Here is a 20,004-nt window from a genome sequence, read left to right on the forward strand (position 1 = left end):
CACGAGCACGAAGGGCTGCCGCAGGGCCGGCGGAGCGCGCCGCCGGCCCCGGCGGCGGTCAACTGGTGGCCTTGATCTCCTGGTCCTTCACGATCTCGCCGCCGGAGACCTTGTACGACCAGATCACGATCTCCGACTTCGCGATCTCGCCGTTCTTGTCGAACTTGATGTGCTTGGTCACGCCGTCCTTGTCGTACGAGTCGATGAACGACAGCATGTCCTTGCGCGACGTCTTGCCGGCGGCAATCCCGTCCAGGAACACGTTCGTGGAGTCGAACGCCTCCGGACCGTAGGTGCCCGGTTCCTTGCCGAACGCCTTCTTGTAGTCGGCGAAGAACGTGCCCTTCGCCTCGTCACCCGGGATGCACGGGCAGGTCACCACGGCACCCTCGGCCGCCGCGTTGCCGGCGCCCTTGACGAAGCCCTCGTCCTTCACGCCGTCGTCGGACACGAACGTCGCCTTCACGTTCGCCGCCCGCAGCTGCTTCACGAACGGACCCGCCTCGGCGTAGTACCCGCCGTAGAAGACCGCGTCCGCCTTCGAGCTCTTGACCTTCGCCACGGTCGCCTGGAAGTCGGTCTGCTTCGGCTGCACCGTGTCGGTGCTGACCACCGCGGAACCCAGGCTCTGCTTCACCACGTCGGACAGACCCTTGCCGTACGCGGTGGTGTCGTCGATGACGAAGACCTTCTTCGCCTTGACCGTGTCCTTGAGGTAGGTCGCCGCCGCCGGGCCCTGGGCGTTGTCGTTGCCCAGCATCCGGTGGAAGACCTTCCAGCCCTTCTGGGACAGCGACGGGTTGGTCGCCGACGCCGAGATCAACGGCAACCCGCCCTGGTCGAAGATGCCGTCCGCGGCCTCCGACTCACCGGAGAACGCCGGGCCGACCACACCGACGACCTTCTGGTCCTGCACGAGCTGCTGGGCCAGACCCGGCGCCTGCTTTTCGTCACCCTGCGAGTCCTTCGACTCCAGGGTCACCTTGCAGTCCTTGTGCTTCGCGTTGTACTGGTCGACCGCCAGCTTCACGCCGTTGTAGATGTTGATACCGAGGTTCGCGTTCGGACCGGTGCGCGCGCCGAAGAAGGCGATCTTCGAGTCGCACTTGCCCGACGCGGACGAACCACCGTTCTGCTCGGCACAGGCGCTCATCGCCACCACCGCCGACAGCGCGACCGGGACCACCAGCCACGCTCGTGTCACCCTGACGTTCACGTTCTGCTCCGCCTCCCTCAAGACGCGCGCCCACTGGTTCCGCGGTGCCGGGACACGACGTACCTGACAGGGCGCGCGCCTGCCTGTGTGGCGCGGAACGTAACCGAGGTCGGGCCCCTACGGGAAGGTGGGCAGGGGGTCCGACGTACCAAACCGTTATCTGGCAGACGCTCAGCGCTGACGCCGCCACCAGCAGAAACCATCATTCAGCGGGAGCAATCACGGCAGACCGCACCCCGCCGTCCGACCACATCACGAGCAGGTAACGGTCAGCGCGACACCGCACGGAAAGCCACCGGCGCGAGCCGTTCGCGGGCACGACGCAACGGCCCGACGGGCTCGGCGCACCGCGGGCTCGGGCGATGCGGATCAGGCCTCGGCGCCCTCGGTGCGGGCCGTACCGCCCTCGGCGACGATGCGGTCCGCCACCTGACGCATGGTCAGCCGGTGGTCCATCGCGGCGCGCTGGATCCACCGGAACGCGTCCGGCTCGCTCATCCCGTACTGCGTCATCAACTGACCCTTTGCCCGGTCGATCGCCTTGCGCGAGTCGAGCCGCTCACCGAGGCTCGCCACCTCGGCCTCCAGCGCCGCCAGCTCGGCGAACCGGGACAGCGCGATCTCGATCGCCGGCACCAGGTCGCTCTTCTGGAACGGCTTCACCAGGTATGCCATCGCACCGGCCGCCTGCGCCCGCTCCACCAGGTCACGCTGGCTGAACGCGGTCAGGATGACCACCGGCGCGAGCCGGTCGCCGGCGATCTGCTCGGCGGCGGCGATGCCGTCCATGATCGGCATCTTCACGTCGAGGATCACCAGGTCGGGTTTGTGCTCGCGGGTGAGCCGGACCGCGGTTTCCCCGTCCCCGGCCTCGCCGACGACCTCGTAGCCCTCCTCGGCCAGCATCTCGGCGAGATCGAGCCGGATCAGCGCCTCGTCCTCCGCGATCAGCACCCGCCGGCGGGCGGTCTCGCCCGTCTGTTCCGCACTCACGACTCGGCCTACCTCCGGTCCCGGTCAAGCCTCCGACGGTGCCGCGTACCCAGCCCCGTCGACCACGCCACAGCCTAGCCGGTACGCTTTGCACGTCTGGATCTGAGGAGTCTTCCACCAACCAAGGGTGATGTCCGATTTTCCTGACAAATGCCGAGATGGTGGAATAGGCAGACACCGAGGCCTCAAAAGCCTCTGCCCTCCGGGGCGTGCGGGTTCGAGTCCCGCTCTCGGCACCAGAACTGTCACACGGTGCCGGCAGAGTGCGACCATGCATCCGCCCGAGACCTACGAGCGCGCCGTGCGGCTTCGCGAATCGGGCGTTTCCCTCGCCCGGATCGCTGACCAGCTCGGCCTGCCCCGCGGAACGGTCGCGCACTGGATCTACGGCTCGCGCGCCCGACACATGGCGCTGCTTCGGGCGAAGCAGCCGGTCCGGGTCTGCGCCGGCTGCACCCGGGACCCCGGCGATCTCGACGACCCTCGGGCGTACGCGTACCTGCTCGGTCAGTACCTCGGCGACGGCCACCTGGTCACCAGCGCCCGGGTGCCGGTGTTGCGGGTCTACTGCGCGAACGCGTACCCGGACATCATCGAGGAGTGCCGGCAGGCGATGCTCAGGGTGTTCGCCAGGAGCGTCAGCATCGTGCCGAGGGCCGGCTGCGTAGGAGTGCAGAGCTATTCGACGCACTGGCCGCATCTGTTCCCACAGCACGGCCCAGGGCCGAAGCACCGCCGCCCGATCTCGCTGGTGAACTGGCAGCAGGCGGTGGTCGCGGAGCAGCCACGAGCGCTGCTCCGCGGCTTGATTCACGCCGACGGATGTCGGTGCATCAACCGGGTGACGACGCGCGGCAAGCAGTACGCGTATCCGCGGTATCTGTTCGCGAACGAGTCGGTGGACATTCTGGGCATCTGCGGGGCGGCGCTGGACCGGATCGGGGCGCGCTGGCGGTTCAACCGGCGCAACAGCATCTCGGTGGCGACCCGGGCGGACGTCGCGCTGCTGGACGAGTTCATCGGCCCCAAGACCTGAGCCGCGCGGAGGGCCGGGCCGGTCTCAGCGCGGTGTGCGGGCGGTGTCAGCGCGCGCGGGCACGCTGGTCTCGACGAGCTGTGGAGAGGAACGTGAGGATGGGACACGCGGATGTGCGTGCGCCGGGCGGGTGGTGCCGGTGACGTACGCGATCGAGGCCGAGGGGCTGGTGAAGCGGTTCGGCGCGACGACCGCGCTGGCCGGGGTGGATCTGGCGGCGCCGGCCGGCCGGGTGCTGGGGCTGCTGGGTCCCAACGGCGCGGGGAAGACGACCGCGGTGCGGGTGCTGGCGACGCTGATCCGGCCGGACGCCGGGACGGCGCGGGTGTCCGGGTTCGACGTGGTGCGTCAGGCGCACGAGGTGCGCCAGCTGGTCGCCCTGACCGGCCAGTACGCGGCGCTGGACGAGGGTCTGACCGGGGTGCAGAACCTGATCCTGGTGGGCCGGCTGCTGGGGTTGTCCCGGCGCGAGGCGAAGGCGCGGGCAGCGGCGTTGTTGGCGCGGTTCGGGTTGTCGGAGGCCGGCGCCCGGCGCGCGAAGACGTACTCGGGTGGGATGCGCCGGCGGTTGGACCTCGCGGTGAGCCTGGTGGGCCGGCCGAGCGTGCTGTATCTCGACGAGCCGACGACGGGCCTGGACCCGCACTCGCGCAACGAGCTGTGGTCGATCGTGCGGGGGCTGGTGGCGGACGGGGCGACGGTGCTGCTGACCACGCAGTACATGGACGAGGCGGACCAGTTGGCGGACGACATCGTGGTGGTGGACCGGGGCACGGTGATCGCAACGGGTACGCCGGACGAGTTGAAGACCCGCACGGGTGGTCAGACGTTGGAGATCCGGCCGACGGATCCGGACCGGATCGAGGAGGCGGCGGGCATCGTGGCGGCGTTGGCGGGGGTACGGCCGGTGGCCGAGGGCGGGCGGTTGTCGGCGCCGGTGTCGGATCCGGCGTTGCCGGCGGCCGTGTTGCGCCGGTTGGACGATGCGGCGATCACGGTGACGGAGCTGGCGTTGCGTCTCCCGAGCCTGGACGACGTGTTCCTGTCGTTGACCGGCCACCGGGCGCAGGCGCAGGCCGAGGGCGAGCCGATGGTCGAGACCGTGTCGGGGAGGGCGTGATGGCGAGCGTGGCGGCGCCGGCGACGCACCGGTTGGCTCCGTGGACGGCGGTGCAGCACTGCTTCACCCTGGCCTGGCGCAACCTGGTGCAGCTGAAGTCGAATCCGGGTGAGCTGGCGGGTTTCATCATCCAGCCGCTGGTGTTCATCGTGCTGTTCGTGTACGTGTTCGGCGGTGCGATCGCGGGAACGTCGGGCTCGTACCTGCAGTACGTGTTGCCGGGGCTGATCGCGCAGTCGGGCGTGTTCTCGATCATGGCGACGGGTGCCGGGCTCAACCAGGACATCACGAACGGGGTGTTCGACCGGTTGCGGAGCCTGCCGATCGCCCGGTCGGCGCCGCTGGTGGGGCGCACGATGGGCGAGCTGGTGCGGTTCGCGGCGTCGCTGGTGATCTTGCTGGCGTTCGGGATGCTGATCGGGTTCCGGGTGCACACCAACCCGCTGGAGGCAGCGGCGGGCCTGCTGCTGGTGCTGGCGTTCGGGGTGGGCCTTGCGTGGGTGTCGATGCTGATCGGGCTGTTGGCGAAGTCGGCGACGACGGTGCAGTTGTTCTCCGGGGTGTTGATGTTCCCGATCACGTTCGGCTCGAACGTGATGGTGCAGACGAGCACGATGCCGGGGTGGCTGCAGGCGTGGGCGAACGTCAACCCGGTGTCGTACCTGTCGACCGCGGTGCGGGGGCTGCTGACCGGTACCCCGCTGGGTTCGTCGGTGTGGTGGTCGTTGGGCTGGTCGGTGTTGTTGACGGCGGTCTTCGCGCCGTTGGCGATCGCGGCGTACCGGCGCAAGGTGTGAGGCGGCGGGCCGCCGGCCCGCCCCGCACTGTCTACTGTGGATCGAGCGGGATCTGCAGGTAGCGGTAGATGCCCTCGAGGTTGAGTTCGGCGCCGTCGGCGCGGGCGCGGGCGTAGTCGTCGGCGCCGAGTCGAGCGCCGATCTCGTCGAGGGCGGCGGCGAGTTCGGCGTTGGGGTGGGTGCGTCCGGACCAGAGGGCGTCGAGGGCGCCGGCGAGCGTGGCGGCGTGCCGCGGGTCGTGGTCGCGGTGGGTGAGGATCAGCGTCTCCGCGAGCAGCGAGGCGAGCGGCAGGTCGAGGTGGGCGCCGCGGGCGAGGCGGCGCAGCCCGTCCCGGGCGAGGGTGTCGGCCTCGTCGGGGCGGCCGGCGTCGAGGGCGACCCGGGCAAGCCCGTTGTACGCCATGGCGGCGAGCTGTGGCGGCCGGTGCCGGGTGGCGGTGTCGTCGGTCCAGTCCAGGACGCGCCGGTAGCAGGCCTGCGCCTCGGGGTAGCGACCGCGCGCCCGGTGCGCCTCGGCGCTGACGGTTTCGCGCTGGAACCACCACTCGTCGTCGCCGGGGCGGTCGCCGCGGCTGGTGTGCGCGCGCAGCGCGATGGCCTGGGCGAGTTCGGCTTCGGCGGTGTCGACGTCGCCGGCGCGGAGGCGGATGTGGGCGAGCCGGAGCAGGAAGCCGGGTTGTTCGCGGTCGGGGATGAAGCGGCGGGCGATGTCCCAGGCTTCGGTGAGGACCTCGGCGGCGCGTTCGGCGTCGCCGGCGAGGACGAGGTGTTCGCCGTAGCCGACAAGCGCCGCGGACAGCCCCCAGCGTTCGCCGAGGGTGCGGAACGCCTCGACGGCGCCGGCGAAGTCGTCGCCGGACTCGGCGATCGACCGGTACGCGTCCTGGACCAGGTTGGCGTGCACGAGCCGGGCGGCGGCCGCGGTCCAGGGCTCGGCGTGGTCGACGAGGTCGGCAAGCAGGCGGCGGACGGCGTCGTGGTTGCCGACCAGCATCCCCGGTACGGCGCTGCCGAGGGCGAGCAGCGGGGGCAGCGGCCCCTCGCCGCGGGCCCGCTCGACGAGGCGTTCGAACTGGTCGATGACGGTGCGCAGCCGTTCTGGTTGGTGGCCGTGTTCGGCGATCAGTTCGAGGTTGGCGCCGCCGAAGCAGATGGCGTACGCGGCGGTGAGCCCGGCGGGTGGTTCGGCGGGGGCGATGCGGTTGACCTCGCGCAGCCATCGGATGGCGTCGTCGGCGTGCCCGAACAGGAACCAGTACCAGACGAGTGCGGCGCCGAGCCGCAGCGCGCTGCGGTCCTGCCGGTCGTCGATGGCGTACCGCAGGGCGGCCAGCAGGTTGTCGTAGTCGGCGCTGAGCCGGGCGAGGGCCGTCTCCTGCTCGGCGGTACGCAGGATGGGTTCCTGGGTCTCGGCGAGGTGCAGGTAGTGGCGCAGGTGAGCGGCCCGGGTGGCGCGGGTCTCGCCGGCCTCGGCGAGCCGCTCGGCGCCGTAGGCGCGCAGTGTCTCGAGCATCCGGTACCGGTTGTCGTCGCCGGCGTCGACCAGGGACTGGTCGACCAGGCCGGTGAGCGCGTCGAGCAGTGCGGTGCCGGGCAGCGCCGGGTCGGTGGTGTCGGGCGGGTCGGCGCAGACGGCGTCGAGCGCGTCGAGGCTGGCTCCGCCGGCGAACACCGACAGCCGGCGGGCCAGCGCGCGTTGCGGTTCGTCGAGCAGGTCCCAGCTCCAGGACACGACCGCCCGCAGGGTCTGGTGTCGGGGCAGCGCGGTGCGCTGCCCGCCGGTGAGCAGCCGGAACCGGTCGTCGAGCCGGTCGGCGACCTGGTCGGCGGTGAGGCTGCGCAGCCGGGCGGCGGCGAGTTCCAGCGCCAGCGGCGCGCCGTCGAGGCGGCGGCAGATGGCGCCGACGGCGCCGGCGTTGCCGGCGGTGACGGTGAAGCCGGGGCGGACGGCGGCGGCCCGGTCGACCAGCAGCCGTACCGCGGGGCTGGCCCGGGTGGCGGTGATGTCGACGCCTTCGGCGGGGGTGTCCAGCGGCGGTACCGGGTAGAGCTGTTCGCCGGTGAGGCCGAGCGGCGCGCGGCTGGTCGCGAGGATCGACACCTGCCGGCAGTGGGTGAGGATCTCCTCGGCCAGGTGCGCGGCAGCGTCGACGAGGTGTTCGCAGTTGTCCAGGATCAGCAGCAGCTGCCGGTCGCCGAGCAGCTCGCCCAGCTGTACGGCGCGGTCGCGCAGGCTGGACGGGCTGCCGGTGAGCGTGGGTGTGCTCGCGCCGAGCGCGGCGAACACGGCGTGCGGCACGTTGGCGGGGTCGCTGACGCCGGCGAGTTCCACCAGCCAGACGCCGTCCGGGTGGGTGTCGAGCTGCGCGCCGGCGGCTTCGGTGGCGAGCCGGGTCTTGCCGGTACCGCCGGGCCCGGTGAGGGTGACGAGCCGGTTGTCGGCCAGCAGCTTGCGCAGCTCGCCGAGTTGCCGGTCGCGGCCGACGAAGCTGGACAGGGCGACGCGCAGGTTGGTGCGCGGGGTGGCCGGTGTCGCCGCCTCCGGCGCCGGCGACCGGTCGGCCGCTGGCGGGCTCGCCGGTCTGCCGGCACCTGGCGGGTTCGGCGCACCGTCGCCCGGCCGGCTCGGCGTGGCGGGCGCGCGGGTGGGCGTGGTTTCGCCGCGCAGGACGGCGAGGTGGGCGGCGGCGAGCTCGGTGCCGGGGTCGACCCCGAACTCGTCGGCGAGCGCGGCGCGGGTGCGTTGGTAGGCGGCGAGCGCGTCGGCTTGGCGCCCGGCGGCGGCGAGGGCCCGGACGGCGAGGGTGCAGAGCCGTTCGTCCAGCGGGTGTTCGCCGGCCGGTCCGGCGATGGTGGCGGCCGCCTGCTGCGGTGTGCCGGCGGCGAGCTGCGCCTCGGTGAGATCGCCGAGGGCGGTGCGCCGGTCGGCGTGCAGCCGCTCGGCGGTGGCGGCCGCGTACGGGGCGGTGACGTCGGCGAGCGCGGGTCCGCGCCACAGCCGCAGCGCCTCCTGCAGCCGTTGGATGGCGCCGGCGGGGTCGCGGTGTCGCAGCCGGTGCCGGCCGTCGGCCGCGAGCGCGGCGAAGCGGCGCACGTCGACTGCGTCGGCGGGCACGTCGAGCTGGTAGCCGGCCGGTACCGACCGGATCGGGGTGTCGGCGGGGAGCGCTCGGCGCAGCCGGGACACCAGGGACTGCAGTGCGTTGCCGGCGCCGGCGGGCGGTTCGTCGCCCCACAGCGCGGCGATCAGCCGGTCGGTGCCGACGGGCCGGCCGGCGTCGAGGGCGAGCCGGGCCAGCAGGGCCCGGAGCCGGGCACCGGCGACGACGACGGCGCCGTCACGTCCGGCACTGCTGTCGCGGTCGGTGTTGGCGGCGGATCCGATCTCCACCGGCCCGAGCAGGCTGATCTGCACGGCACCTCCTCCCGGTTGTCGATTCTCCCCCGCGGAGGCGAGCGCCAGCCGCACCGGGGCCCACCGACCGCCGCAGAAACCGCCGGGGGATCGCATGGTCGGCTGGCTCCGCGCGGGCGCGAAAGCGCTCGATGTCCCGTCATATCGAACAGATCTTGACAACTCCGGCGGTACGTGAGCTGATGGGACCGACCCGGCGTCGATGCCGCGCCCACGTTGTGTCGCATCGCCCCTCGCGCCGGGCGCCGCCGTCGCAGGAGGTCCCATGCGTGTGTTCCGCGCCCTGCCCGCTGCCGCCGCGCTCGTGCTCGCCACGGCGAGCCTGTCGGCGTCGATGGCCGGCACGCCCGCCAGCGCCGCACCGGCCCCGGTCCCCCAGATCGCGCCGACGCCGCAGCAGGTGACGCCCGGCCACGGCACGCTCGCGGTGCCGCCGACGGTGACCGTGGTCGCGGGCCCCGGCACCGACTCCGCGGCCCGTAGCGCCTTGCGCGCGACGCTGCGGGCGGCCGGCGCGCGGCACGTACGTACCGTGTCGCCGGCGCAGGATCAGCCGGCCGGCGCGCTGACGGTGTACCTGGGTGGGCCGGCGGAGAACCCGGCGACCGCCGGCGCGCTGGCCGGGCTGCACGCCGACGGCCCGGCCGGGCTGGCCGCCGAGGGGTACGTGCTGGCCAGCGGCAACGAGCGCGGGCACGGCGTGGTGGCACTGTCCGGTGTGGACGGTGCCGGTACGTTCTACGCGGTGCAGACGCTGCGGCAGCTGATCGTCCATCACACGCTGCCGGCGGTGACGGTGCGGGACTGGCCGGCGATGCCGATCCGCGGCACGATCGAGGGCTTCTACGGCACGCCGTGGTCGCACGCCGATCGGCTCGACCAGCTCGACTTCTACGGCGCGCACAAGCTCAACACCTACGAGTACTCCCCCAAGGACGACCCGTACCTGCGGGCGCAGTGGCGCGACGAGTACCCCGACGCGCAGCTGGCGGAGCTGGCCGAGCTGGTGGATCGGGCGAAGGCCAACCACGTGCGGTTCACCTATGCGCTGTCGCCGGGGCTGTCGGTGTGCTACTCCTCGGCCGACGACCTGGCGAAGCTGGTGGCGAAATTCGAGCAGGTGTACGCGATCGGGGTGCGCTCGTTCAACATCCCGCTCGATGACATCAGCTACACCAAGTGGAACTGCGACGCCGACGCGCAGAAGTTCGGCACCGGCGCGGCCGCCGCGGGCGCGGCCCAGTCGTACCTGCTGAACGCGGTGAACGAGGCGTTCATCGCCCAGCACGACGACGTGGCGCCGCTGCAGACGGTCGCCACCGAGTACTACAACGTCACCGAGTCGCCGTACAAGAAGGCGCTGCGCGAGCAGCTCGACCCCGACGTGGTCGTGATGTGGACCGGGATCGGGGTGATCGCCCACGAGGTCACCGTCGAGCAGGCACAGCAGGCCAAGCAGGTGTTCGGGCACGACATCCTGCTGTGGGACAACTATCCGGTCAACGACTACCTGCGGGGCCGGCTGGAGATGGCGCCGTACCTGCACCGGCAGGCCGGGCTGTCCGGGGTGCTGGCGGGCGACACGGCGAACCCGATGAACCAGGCCGCGGCGAGCAAGATCGCCCTGTACACGGTGGCCGACTTCTGCTGGAACGACGGCGCCTACGACCCGCAGCGGTCCTGGACGGCCGGCATCGAACAGTACGCCGGGGGCGACCACCGGCTCGCCGCGGCGCTGCGCGCGTTCGCCGACGTGGAGTACCAGGTTCCGAACATCACCGGGGAGCAGGCACCGGAGCTGTCCGCGGCGATCACGGACTTCTGGGCGGCGTGGGCGGCGAACGACGCGCACGGCATCGCGACGTTCGAGCGCCGGGTGGCCGCGTTCGCGGCGGCGCCGGGGGTGATCCGGCAGCACGCCGAGCCGTCGTTCGTCACCGAGACCGACCCGTGGCTGACCTCGATGGGCGCCTGGGGCCAGGCGATGACCACCGCGCTGGACCTGCTGCACGCGCAGCGCGACGGCGACACCGACCGGGCCGCCACCGACCGGGCCGCGATCGCCGACCAGGTGGCCGCCGCCACCGCACCGGTCGACCCGATCGACGGCAAGACCCCGGTCAAGGTCGGTGACGGCGTCGTCGACCAGTTCGTCACCGACGCCCTCGCCACCGACTGACGTCGCGTCGGTGGACTGCCGCCGCGGCCCACCGACGCCGCGGAGGTGGACCGCCGGTGCGGCCCATCTCCTTGTCCTGCAACGGTTTCGCCGGCACGCGCCCGTCGGGTCGAGTCGTGACCGGCCTACTCCGTCGAGGCCGCGAAGCCGGCGAACTCGACGGTGGCCGGGCTGCCGGCGGCGTGCGAGGTGACGAACATCCCTGCGTCCTGGACGGCGCCCTGACCCCGCACGGTCGCGGTGCCGACCGGATGCCAGGTGTTTCCGTCCAGCGAGTAGTACCCCGCATAGCGGTCCACCGCGCTACGTACCAGTCGCAGGTGCACCGGCAGCGTGTACGCGATGGTGCCGTTGGCCGGCGTCACCGCGTTGATCCGGGTACCGCCGTCGGAGTTCCACTCCAGCTGGATGCCGCCGGACGGGGAGACGAGCAGGATCACGCCCTCGGGGCCCGAGTCGGACGCGGTGATGTCGTCGCGTACCAGGATGCCGGCCTTGCCGAACCCGGAGAGGTGGTCGGCGCCCGTCACGGTGGTCTCGATCGTCGTACCGGCGCTGACCGCGCCGGGACGGTAGATCGTGGTGTACGCATCGGCGCTCTTGTACAGATCCTTCCCCGCACCGGAGATGCCGAACGCACCGTCGAGCTGGGCGTACCGGGCGGGCCCGTCCGTCGCCGACGAGTACGTTCGGTAGGGCGGGCGAACCGGCGGGCTGGTCATCGCGACGGTGACCGACGTCGAGGTGCTCCACCGGAGCCGGCCGTGCCAGCGTCCGCCGGCCGTGGCGGTGAGCTCACCGGTCGGGAACAGCTGGTCGGGCGGCGCCGGGGTGAGCCGGAACGTCGCATGCACGCTCTGCCCGCTCGCCACGGCGGCAAACACGGTCGGCGAGGTCGCGCGGACCTGCCAGCCGTGCGGCGCCGACACACCCAGCTCGGCGCTCTGCACCGGCAGTACCCCGTAGTTGGTGAACGTGGCGGTCGCGGTCACCGGTTCGCCACCGGTCACGGTGCCCAGCCCGTCGAGTCGCAGAGCGGTGTGCGGCGCGTCCTGCGCCGGGTTGTCGATCGGGGTCACCCGGTACAGCGCGGCGCCGTGTGCGGGCACGTTCGCCGCGACGACCCCGGCGGTCTCGGTACTGTCGTGCTCCCACAGGTCGCGGACCCGGTACCCGGTGGTGTCAGCGGCCAGCCCGACCTCGGCGGCGGTGGTCGACATCGGCTGGCTGGTCGCCGAACGGTTCAGCAGCGCCACCGCGACACTCCCGTCGGCCAGCTGCTTCGCCCACACCTCCCGGTCGCCGTCGTCGCGTACCTTGGTGCCCTCGATCCCGGCCGGATCCTGGTCGATGGCGATGACCTCGCGGTTGGCGAGGACGTCCCGCGAGGTGGCGTCCAGGTGGCGGATGTCGGCGCCGGCGATCAGCGGCGCGGCCAGCATCGCCCACATACCGAAGTGCGCGCGTGCCTCCGTGTCGGTCAGGCCCGGGTAGCTCGCGGTGTACCCGCCCGGTACGACGCCGACCTCCAACATGTCCGGGTCGTTCCAGTGCCCGGGCCCGGCGAACGGCGCGAGCCCGACCTGCCGGTCGAGGATGTTGACCACCCCGGCCGCGCCCTGGTCCCACACCGGCTTGATGTCACCGGTGGTACGCCACATGGTCGCGACGTCGTCCCAGTAGCCGGTCGCGCCCAGGGCGTTGCCGTCGGACGGGTTGATGCTGTACACGATGTCGCGGCCGGTGGCGTGCAGCGCGTCCCGCATCTGCGCGAAGGCGGTCGTGCGGTCCACGCCGTACTCGTCGGCACCGCACCAGTCGTACTTGAGGTAGTCGACGCCCCAGGACGCGAAGGTGTCGGCGTCCTGCTGCACGTGCCCGAGCGAGCCGGACATGCCGGGATACCCGCGGTTGCGCTGCGCGCAGCTGCGCGCGCCGGGGTTGCCGTAGATGCCGAGCTTGAGGCCGAGCGAGTGGACGTAGTCGGCGAGCGGCTTGATGCCGTGCGGGAACCGGGTCGGATCGGCCTGCAGCGCACCGTCGACGGTACGTTCCGGCGCCTGCCAGCAGTCGTCGATGTCGACGTAGCCGTACCCGGCGTCGCGCAGGCCGGTCGACACCAGCGCGCGAGCCTCCTCCCGGACCACCTGGTCGCTGATGTCGCAGCCGAACTGGTTCCAGCTGTTCCAGCCCATCGGCGGCGTGGCGCCGACGGTGTCGGTCGAGGTCGAGTTGCCCGCGGATCGGGCGCCGGGGGCGCTCGCGGCTGCCGGCCCCGGGCCGGCGAAGGCGGCGACCAGAAGGACGATCAGGGCCGCGGTCGCGCCGAGTCTCGGGCGAAGCCGCGGTGGCGGATGGTGCGCGCGGTGCGGCATGGAGGACTCCCTCGCAATGTTTGATTGTGTTGTCTCACCGAACCAGCGGCCGTCGTCCGTATGTCACGGCAGCCGGGAGCACAGGATGGTCGACCTTGAGGTGCAGGTAGACGAGGGGTTGAGGGCAGGCGACGGCGCGCCGGGCCAAGGAAGGGCACTCTGCATCGGACAGCTTCAAACTCAAGCACACAGAACACGACAGGTCAACGGTCGGCAGAAGAAAGGAGTCGACTGGCCGAGCCCGGAGGCGGCCACGGGACGCCGGAGCGTCAGTCGCCGACGCGGCGCAGCAGGCCCTCCTGGACGACCGTGGCGACGTGGTGGCCGTCGATGGTGAAGATGCGGCCGGTGGCGAGGCCGCGGCCGCCGGAGGCCGACGGGCTCGAGCAGTCGTACAGGAACCACTCGTCGGCGCGGAACGGGCGGTGCAGCCACAGCGCGTGGTCGAGGCTGGCACCGGCGAACCCGTCCGGGCCCCACACCTCGCCGTGCCAGGACAGGACGGAGTCCAGCAGGGTCAGGTCGGAGGCGTAGGTCAGCGCGCACGCGTGCAGCAGCGGGGTGTCCGGCAGCCGGCCGGCGACCCGCAGCCAGGCCCGCTGGTGTACCTCGGCCGGCCGGTCACCGCTTTTCACCCAGCCGGGCTCGCCGACGTAGCGCACGTCGACCGACTGCGGCACCCGGGACCAGATGCCGAGCCGCTCGGGGTAGCGCGCCATCCGTTCGGCCAGCGTCGGCACCGACTCCGGCGGTGGCACGTCGGCCGGCATCTCGGCCTGGTGGTCCAGGCCCGCCTCGGCGCGCTGGAACGACGCCGACATGAAGAAGATCGGCCGGCCGTGCTGGATCGCGGTGACCCGGCGCACCGAGAAGGACCGGCCGTCCCGGATGACTTCCACCGAGTACACGATCGGGATCGACGAGTCACCGGCGCGCACGAAGTAGCCGTGCAGCGAGTGCACCGTGCGGTCCGCGTCGACGGTACGGCCGGCGCCGACCAGGGCCTGCGCCGCGACCTGGCCGCCGAACACCCGCTGCGGGGCCACCGCGGGGCTGCGCCCCCGGTACAGGTTGACCTCGATGGTCTCCAGGTCGAGCACGTCGAGCAGGTCGTCGACGGCGGCCTGCCCGGTCAGCTGCTCCGTCGATCCGGGGTGCCCGCCGCCAGGCCCGGCATCCGGATCCGGCCGGCCCGCCGCGTCGGTACGGCCGGCCGGGTCGTGCTGGTCGGCCACGGCGCTCAGGTGGCGTCGGCCAGCGAACCGAGCCGGTGCACCCGCACCGTGTTGGTCGAGCCAGGCACGCCGGGCGGGCTACCCGCCACGACCACCACCGAGTCGCCGGACTGGCCCCGGCCGACCTCCTGCAGCGCCTGGTCGACCTGCCGGAACATGTCGTCGGTGTGGTGCACGAACGGCACCAGGAACGTCTCCACGCCCCAGGTCAGCGCCAGCTGCCGGCGCACCTTGTCGTCCGGGGTGAAGGCGAGCAGCGGCAGCGACGAGTGCAGCCGGGACAGCCGGCGCACCGTGTCGCCGGTCTGGCTGAACGCCACCAGCGCCTTCGCGCCGATCACCTCGGCGGTGTGCGCGGCCGCGGCGGTGATCGCACCGCCCTGGGTGCGCGGGTCGTGCTGCAACCCCGGACAGCAGAACTCGCCGGACTCGGCGTACTCCACGATCCGGGCCATGGTGCGCACCGTCAGCACCGGGTACCGCCCGACCGAGGTCTCGGCCGACAGCATCACCGCATCGGCGCCGTCGAGCACCGCGTTCGCCACGTCGGAGGTCTCCGCGCGGGTGGGACGGGAGTTCTCGATCATCGAGTCGAGCATCTGGGTGGCGACGATGACCGGCTTGGCGTTCTCCCGGCACAGCTGCACCGCGTGCTTCTGCACCATCGGCACCTGCTCCAGCGGCAGCTCGACGCCGAGGTCGCCACGGGCCACCATCAGCCCGTCAAACGCGTCGACGATCGCATCCAGCCGGTCGACCGCCTCCGGCTTCTCGATCTTCGCGATCACCGGGACCCGGCCGCCGAGCTCGTCCATGATCTCGTGCGCCGGCTTGATGTCGTCGGCGGAGCGGACGAACGACAGCGCCACCAGGTCGACCCCGAGCCCCATCGCGAACCGCAGGTCGTCGGCGTCCTTGGCGGACAGCGCCGGGACGCTGATCGCCACGTTCGGCAGCGACAGTCCCTTGTGGTCGGAGACCGGGCCGCCCTCGACCACCAGGCAGCGGATGTCGCGGCCCTCGACGTCGGTGACCTCCAGCGCGATCTTGCCGTCGTCGACCAGCAGCCGGTCGCCGAAGTGCACCTCGCCGGGCAGCTTCTTGTACGACACGGAGACGCGCTCGGCGGTGCCCTCGACGTCCTCGGCGGTGATCACCACCGAGTCGCCGGTCTTCCACTCGACCTTGCCGTCGGCGAAGGTACCGAGCCGGATCTTCGGACCCTGGAAGTCGGCGAGGATGCCCACCGCCCGACCCGCCTCGTCGGCGGCCTGCCGGACCATGTGGTAGACGGCCTCGTGGTCGGCGTGGGTGCCGTGGCTGAAGTTCAGCCGGGCCACATCCATGCCGGCCTCGACCAGGCCTCGCATCCGGTCGGGCGTCGCCGTTGCTGGCCCGATGGTACAAACGATCTTCGCTCGACGTGTCACGGCAGCCAGGCTATACCCGACGCCGGATCGACTGTGGCGCCCGTCCCACCCTGTCCGATCAGCGGAAAGAGGCATCCGCGGGCTCCTGCCGGCCCGGCCGGAAATCGTTCGCCGACAGCACCGAAACGGCGAAGATCCGACAGTGTGGACGCGTTCGACGCGACGGATCACGGGTTGGTCACCGGTACCCCCGGAGCTTGTCCGGCATCGCTACCGTTGCCGCGTCCGGTACCGATACCGCCTGACGATCCCCGGGACGGTGCGCATGCCCAGCGAGTACGACTACGTCAGGGAGCCGAGCGGCTCCACCCCCGGCACCTGGCTGGGGCTGTCGATCGCCTCGACGGTGTGCTGCTGCACCCCGTTCGGCATCGTCGGCATCGTCTTCTCCGCGCTGGCGATGGGCGCCCGCGACCGCAACGAGATGGCCGAGATGGAGCGCCACCTCTCCCGCGCCCGCGGCTGGACCATCGCCGCCATCGTCTGCGGCATCATCGGCGGAATCATCGTCTTGGCGCTCCGCGGCACCTCCGACTTCAACTGACCACGGCGGGCCGGGCCGCGGCGGCGGCCGCGGCGATCCGGTCCACGTCGGCGGCGACCGTGGCGGTGTCCTCGGGCCACAGGCTGCCCGGGTAGCGCAAGTCGCCCCACCACTGCGGCGTGAACACACCGTCGTCGCGGGCCGCGGCGAACTCCGCGGCAAACCACGGCAGCGCACCGCGCGCCAGCGTCCGGGCCAGCGCCTCGGACGCCGCCGGCACGCCTACGTCTGCGAGATGGCTGAACCGTTCCCGCCGATCGGCTACCTCGACACGCTCGCTGGCGCTCTCTACGTCGAGGCCGATACCGTGGACCGGTTCAAGAGCGTTCTCGATCGACTCTGCGCCGTTGCCCTCGATGAGCGCGAGTCGGTCGCGCTCATCGAGACGGCGCCAAAGGATCTGGAGTGACTGGATTCCACCCCGAGACTGGCCTTTTGGAATGGCGCACCAGCTCGCGCAGCAGCAGTAGCGGCGGCAACTGCGTTGAGGTCGGTGCTGGGCGTTGGCACGTAAGCGCCCATAGCAGCGGTGGCGGTGCCTCCCGTGTCGAGGGCGGTGACGTACCTGACGCAGTGGCGGTGCGGGACAGCAAGGATCGGGACGGCGGCATGCTCGTCGTCGGCACCGCACCATGGACCGCATTCGTCGCCGCCGTGCGCAACGGCCCCCTCGGCTGATCGCGAACTGTCCAGCGGGCGACATAGGTGATTGCACCATTGCGCTACGTTTCTCCCCGTAGTTGATCTCGAGGAGGACCGTCGTCGGCCGGTGGGAACGGCGCGGCAGCAGCACCGAGTTCCGGTGGCGGCGGCAGTGCACTCCCCTGGATCATCGCCGTCGTCGTGGCCATCGCGCTGGTCGTCGTCATCGTCGTCGTCGCACGGCGGCGCAGTCGCACCGCCGGAGAGGTGAGACATCCCGGCCGCAGCGGGACCGGGCGTCCCGGTCCAGAGGATGAGGACATGTCTGCGACTCGCGGCTCGTGGCGAGCGACGCCCACGCCGTACACGGTGAGGTGGGTGTCCGCGTGAGTTACGAGGTGCCGGGGTGGCTGGAGTGGCTCAGCTGGGTGGTGGGGGCGGACTGGCCGGCCGGCGACGAGGACGCGATGCGCCGGCTGGCGGACGCGTGGACCGCGATGGGTACCGCGCTCGGCGACGCCTCGGACAACGGTGACCAGGCGGCCGATCTGGTCATGACCGCGCTCGACGCCGCCGACGGTCGCGCGTTCGACCGGACCTGGTCGGCCTACTCGGGTGACGACGAGGCGTACCTGTCGAAGCTGAAGGAGGCGTGCGACGGTCTCGCGACGCTGTGCGAGGGCTGCGCCGAGGACATCGAGTACGCGAAGTACACGTTCATCGTCATGCTGGCTCTGCTCGCGTTCGACATCATCATGATGATCGCGGCCGCCGCGGAGACGTTCGGTGCCTCGCTCGTCGAGATCGCCGTCGAGGAGGGCCTGACCCAGCTCGCCGCCCGCCGCGTCGCCACCATGGTGGTCGAGAAGATCGCCGAACGTACCGCCGAGAAGGCCGCCGAGTTCTCGGTCAAGCAGCTGGTCAAGGAGGGCATCAAGAGCACGCTCAAGGGCGAGCTGCCCGACTTCGGCGCGCAGCTGCTGATGACCGCGCAGGGCGACGAGAAGGGCGGCTGGAACTTCGCGCGTACCGGCAACAGCGTGCTCAACGCGGGAGCCGGCGCCGTGCTGGGTGGTGGCGCCGATCTCCTGGGCAACAAGACCGGGCTCGGTCGCGCCGTCTTCGGCGACAACCTGTTCGGGCAGACGGTCAAGGGCGCGGTGGTCGGCGGGGCGACACCGTTCGCGGTCGGCGCGGTGACCGGTGAGCCGGCGTCCTGGCGCGACGTCGCGGAGGGCGCGACCGGTGGCGCGGCGGGCGGCGCGATCGGCTTCGCCAGGGGCAAGGCGGAGGAATGGGCCAGTTCCACGCCGCACGGCGACCACGTCGCGATCCCCGACGCCGATCCGCCCGAGACGCTCCTCGCCTCCTCGTCCCGACCGGTCACCGACACGTCCACAGTGGACACGTCCGCGACGGTGGATGCCGGCCGCTCCCCCGCCAGCGCGGACGTAGGCACGGCGTCGTCGGCGGGTGGACCCACACACGCCAGTGCCACGACCCACGTCGACTCCGGCGCGCCTGCCGGCACGGCACGGGCGGAGCCCGCTCGGTCCACGACGCACCCGGCGCAGGACCGTACCCGCGTCGCAGAGCCCACCCGACACGGCACCGGCGACTCCTCCGGCGCCGATCGCTCCCGCCGTGCCCCCGACCGCCCCACCCCGCCTTCCCAAGACGCGGCGCGCGCGGGCCGCGCATCGCCCGATGCCCCACGCACCCTCGCCGGCCCCGACGGCATTGCGGCCCGAGACGGCGGGCCACGGCAGCCCGGTGGACGATACGCCGACGACGTCGGTGCCTCGGCCGACCATTCTCCTCAGGCGGGGACCCATGCCGGCGCCGCGCCGTCGCCCACCGCGGATGCTGTGCGGACAGGGGATGGCAGCAACGCCGGAGATCGTGGTCGGGGCGGAGACGGCGGCCGAGGCGGGGACGGAGAGCGGGCCGGCGATGGCCGCGGCGCCGACCGGTCGGTCCACACGGACGACGCCCAGTCGGCCAACCGGCATCGGACCGCGACCGAACCGCAGACGTCACGCCACGAGGCATCGGAGCGATCCGGGCGCGGCTCGGCCACGCCCGTCAACCACATCGACGCCGTCCTCAACCCACCGGCCCGAACCGCCCACCCCACTGGCGGCGAGACCCCCGGGTCCGGGACTGCCGAAACATCGGCACGCCGTGCCACCGACCAGGCCGGCGCGTCGCCCCGCCAGACCACGAGTTCGGACGCCGCCGGCACGTCAGGACAGCGCACCGGAGATCCAGCGTCGAGCCGAGATCCCACGACTGGGACACCGGGCCGGGCTGCGAGACACGATCGTTCGCGCACGCCTGCCGCCGACGAGCGCGCGACAACGGATGACCCATCCGCGCCGCACCCCAGCGACGGCAGTGCCGAACAGCCCGGTTCCCGTGCCCTGGACGGGGTGGCAGCCAAAGATCCTGCGGCGGCGGACGCGGGACAGCCGTCGGCTGACAAGGGGGCGAGCGGAGAACTCGACTACGACCCGCAGCATCCTGGCTTCAACGCGGTGGGCGTGGACCACGTCATCCGCGATGGTCATGAATGGGTACACGTCTCGGACGTCGGCTGGCACCGCGTCGATTACCGATCCACGGACGAACGATACGCCGGCAAAGGATTCGCCACTCGGCTCAAAAGCTTCGTCCACAAATATTTCCCTCCGCGCGACGGTCACACCTCCGACGACCTTTTCAACGAGGCCCGCGGCAAGCTCGCCCATCCGGTACCTGACGAGCTTCGCGACCGCTACCAGGAAGCCACCGACGAGGAACTCGTCGCACTGACCAAGATCCGGGAAGAATCGAGGTTCGAATCTGCCGACGACCTCGTCATCCAGAAAGTACTGAGCCCTTTTCATCGTGGTGGGGATGTGTTGGGCCGCTGGGGATCGAGACGGGTTCGTGACCGAGAGGGGCGTGTCGCGGTCGGGGATGTAGCGAAGCCCTTGCTATGACGGCGATCGACCAAGATCTGCTGTCGTCAGCAAGGGCT

The 20,004-nt window shown here is 71.8% G+C and carries 15 protein-coding genes and 1 tRNA gene; 9 read left to right on the top strand and 7 right to left on the bottom strand.

The genetic code is table 11. The features are described 5' to 3' along the window. Positions 1-58: 58 nt before the first annotated feature. A complete protein-coding gene (locus Asera_RS24595) occupies positions 59-1,216 on the bottom strand; it encodes a branched-chain amino acid ABC transporter substrate-binding protein (RefSeq protein WP_035297387.1) in 1,158 nt (385 codons plus the stop codon). 369 nt (positions 1,217-1,585) lie between these two features. Continuing rightward, positions 1,586-2,209 (bottom strand): ANTAR domain-containing response regulator, encoded by a 624-nt coding sequence (locus Asera_RS24600; RefSeq protein WP_030447585.1) that lies wholly within the window; start codon positions 2,207-2,209, stop codon positions 1,586-1,588. Between the two features lie 152 nt (positions 2,210-2,361). Between Asera_RS24600 and Asera_RS24605 the strand changes: the two genes are divergently transcribed. From Asera_RS24605 to Asera_RS24620, 4 genes are all read left to right on the top strand, one after another. Further along, positions 2,362-2,448, top strand: a tRNA-Leu gene (locus Asera_RS24605). 32 nt (positions 2,449-2,480) lie between these two features. Next, positions 2,481-3,245: a helix-turn-helix domain-containing protein gene (locus Asera_RS24610; RefSeq protein ID WP_030447586.1), complete on the top strand. Its 765-nt coding sequence runs from the start codon at positions 2,481-2,483 to the stop codon at positions 3,243-3,245. 139 nt (positions 3,246-3,384) lie between these two features. Beyond that, positions 3,385-4,365 carry a daunorubicin resistance protein DrrA family ABC transporter ATP-binding protein gene (locus Asera_RS24615; protein WP_030447587.1) on the top strand — a complete coding sequence of 327 codons (981 nt, stop codon included), beginning with the start codon at positions 3,385-3,387 and terminating at the stop codon, positions 4,363-4,365. Then, complete coding sequence (locus Asera_RS24620) at positions 4,365-5,162, top strand: ABC transporter permease (RefSeq protein ID WP_030447588.1); 798 nt, start codon at positions 4,365-4,367, stop codon at positions 5,160-5,162. Before Asera_RS24615 ends, Asera_RS24620 begins: the two co-directional genes overlap by 1 nt. 31 nt (positions 5,163-5,193) lie before the next feature. On the opposite strand, the gene Asera_RS33665 is transcribed toward Asera_RS24620, so the two are convergent. Beyond that, positions 5,194-8,577 (bottom strand): AfsR/SARP family transcriptional regulator, encoded by a 3,384-nt coding sequence (locus tag Asera_RS33665; protein ID WP_051802538.1) that lies wholly within the window; start codon positions 8,575-8,577, stop codon positions 5,194-5,196. 265 nt (positions 8,578-8,842) lie between these two features. Between Asera_RS33665 and Asera_RS24630 the strand changes: the two genes are divergently transcribed. Further along, positions 8,843-10,756 carry a glycoside hydrolase family 84 protein gene (locus Asera_RS24630; RefSeq protein WP_051802539.1) on the top strand — a complete coding sequence of 638 codons (1,914 nt, stop codon included), beginning with the start codon at positions 8,843-8,845 and terminating at the stop codon, positions 10,754-10,756. Positions 10,757-10,881: 125 nt separating this feature from the next. Here Asera_RS24630 and Asera_RS24635 read toward each other — a convergent pair whose 3' ends face one another. The 3 genes from Asera_RS24635 to pyk form a co-directional block, all read right to left on the bottom strand. After that, complete coding sequence (locus Asera_RS24635; RefSeq protein WP_084132033.1) at positions 10,882-13,131, bottom strand: NEW3 domain-containing protein; 2,250 nt, start codon at positions 13,129-13,131, stop codon at positions 10,882-10,884. 269 nt (positions 13,132-13,400) lie between these two features. Continuing rightward, positions 13,401-14,267: an acyl-CoA thioesterase gene (locus tag Asera_RS24640; protein ID WP_030447591.1), complete on the bottom strand. Its 867-nt coding sequence runs from the start codon at positions 14,265-14,267 to the stop codon at positions 13,401-13,403. A 104-nt stretch (positions 14,268-14,371) separates the two neighbouring features. Continuing rightward, entirely contained in the window at positions 14,372-15,796 is a 1,425-nt protein-coding gene (gene pyk / locus Asera_RS24645; RefSeq protein ID WP_244844013.1) for a pyruvate kinase, read from the bottom strand. A gap of 265 nt (positions 15,797-16,061) precedes the next feature. Here pyk and Asera_RS24650 point away from each other — a divergent pair, with 265 nt between their 5' ends. Continuing rightward, positions 16,062-16,340 (top strand): CD225/dispanin family protein, encoded by a 279-nt coding sequence (locus Asera_RS24650; RefSeq protein ID WP_030447593.1) that lies wholly within the window; start codon positions 16,062-16,064, stop codon positions 16,338-16,340. Here Asera_RS24650 and Asera_RS24655 read toward each other — a convergent pair. Beyond that, the gene (locus tag Asera_RS24655) at positions 16,333-16,560 is read right to left on the bottom strand and encodes a hypothetical protein (RefSeq protein ID WP_030447594.1); all 228 of its coding nucleotides are present in this window, start codon (positions 16,558-16,560) and stop codon (positions 16,333-16,335) included. The genes Asera_RS24650 and Asera_RS24655 overlap by 8 nt on opposite strands. A 15-nt stretch (positions 16,561-16,575) precedes the next feature. Here Asera_RS24655 and Asera_RS24660 point away from each other — a divergent pair, with 15 nt between their 5' ends. The 3 genes from Asera_RS24660 to Asera_RS24670 all read left to right on the top strand — a co-directional run bounded on the left by Asera_RS24660 (position 16,576) and on the right by Asera_RS24670 (position 19,966). Beyond that, a complete protein-coding gene (locus tag Asera_RS24660; RefSeq protein WP_157034951.1) occupies positions 16,576-16,749 on the top strand; it encodes a Scr1 family TA system antitoxin-like transcriptional regulator in 174 nt (57 codons plus the stop codon). After that, positions 16,746-17,018 carry a DUF397 domain-containing protein gene (locus tag Asera_RS24665; protein WP_030447595.1) on the top strand — a complete coding sequence of 91 codons (273 nt, stop codon included), beginning with the start codon at positions 16,746-16,748 and terminating at the stop codon, positions 17,016-17,018. Before Asera_RS24660 ends, Asera_RS24665 begins: the two co-directional genes overlap by 4 nt. A 350-nt stretch (positions 17,019-17,368) precedes the next feature. Further along, positions 17,369-19,966 (top strand): WXG100-like domain-containing protein, encoded by a 2,598-nt coding sequence (locus Asera_RS24670; RefSeq protein ID WP_212804724.1) that lies wholly within the window; start codon positions 17,369-17,371, stop codon positions 19,964-19,966. Positions 19,967-20,004 lie beyond the last annotated feature (38 nt).

Source organism: Actinocatenispora sera, assembly GCF_018324685.1.
GTDB classification, from domain to species: Bacteria; Actinomycetota; Actinomycetes; order Mycobacteriales; family Micromonosporaceae; genus Actinocatenispora; species Actinocatenispora sera.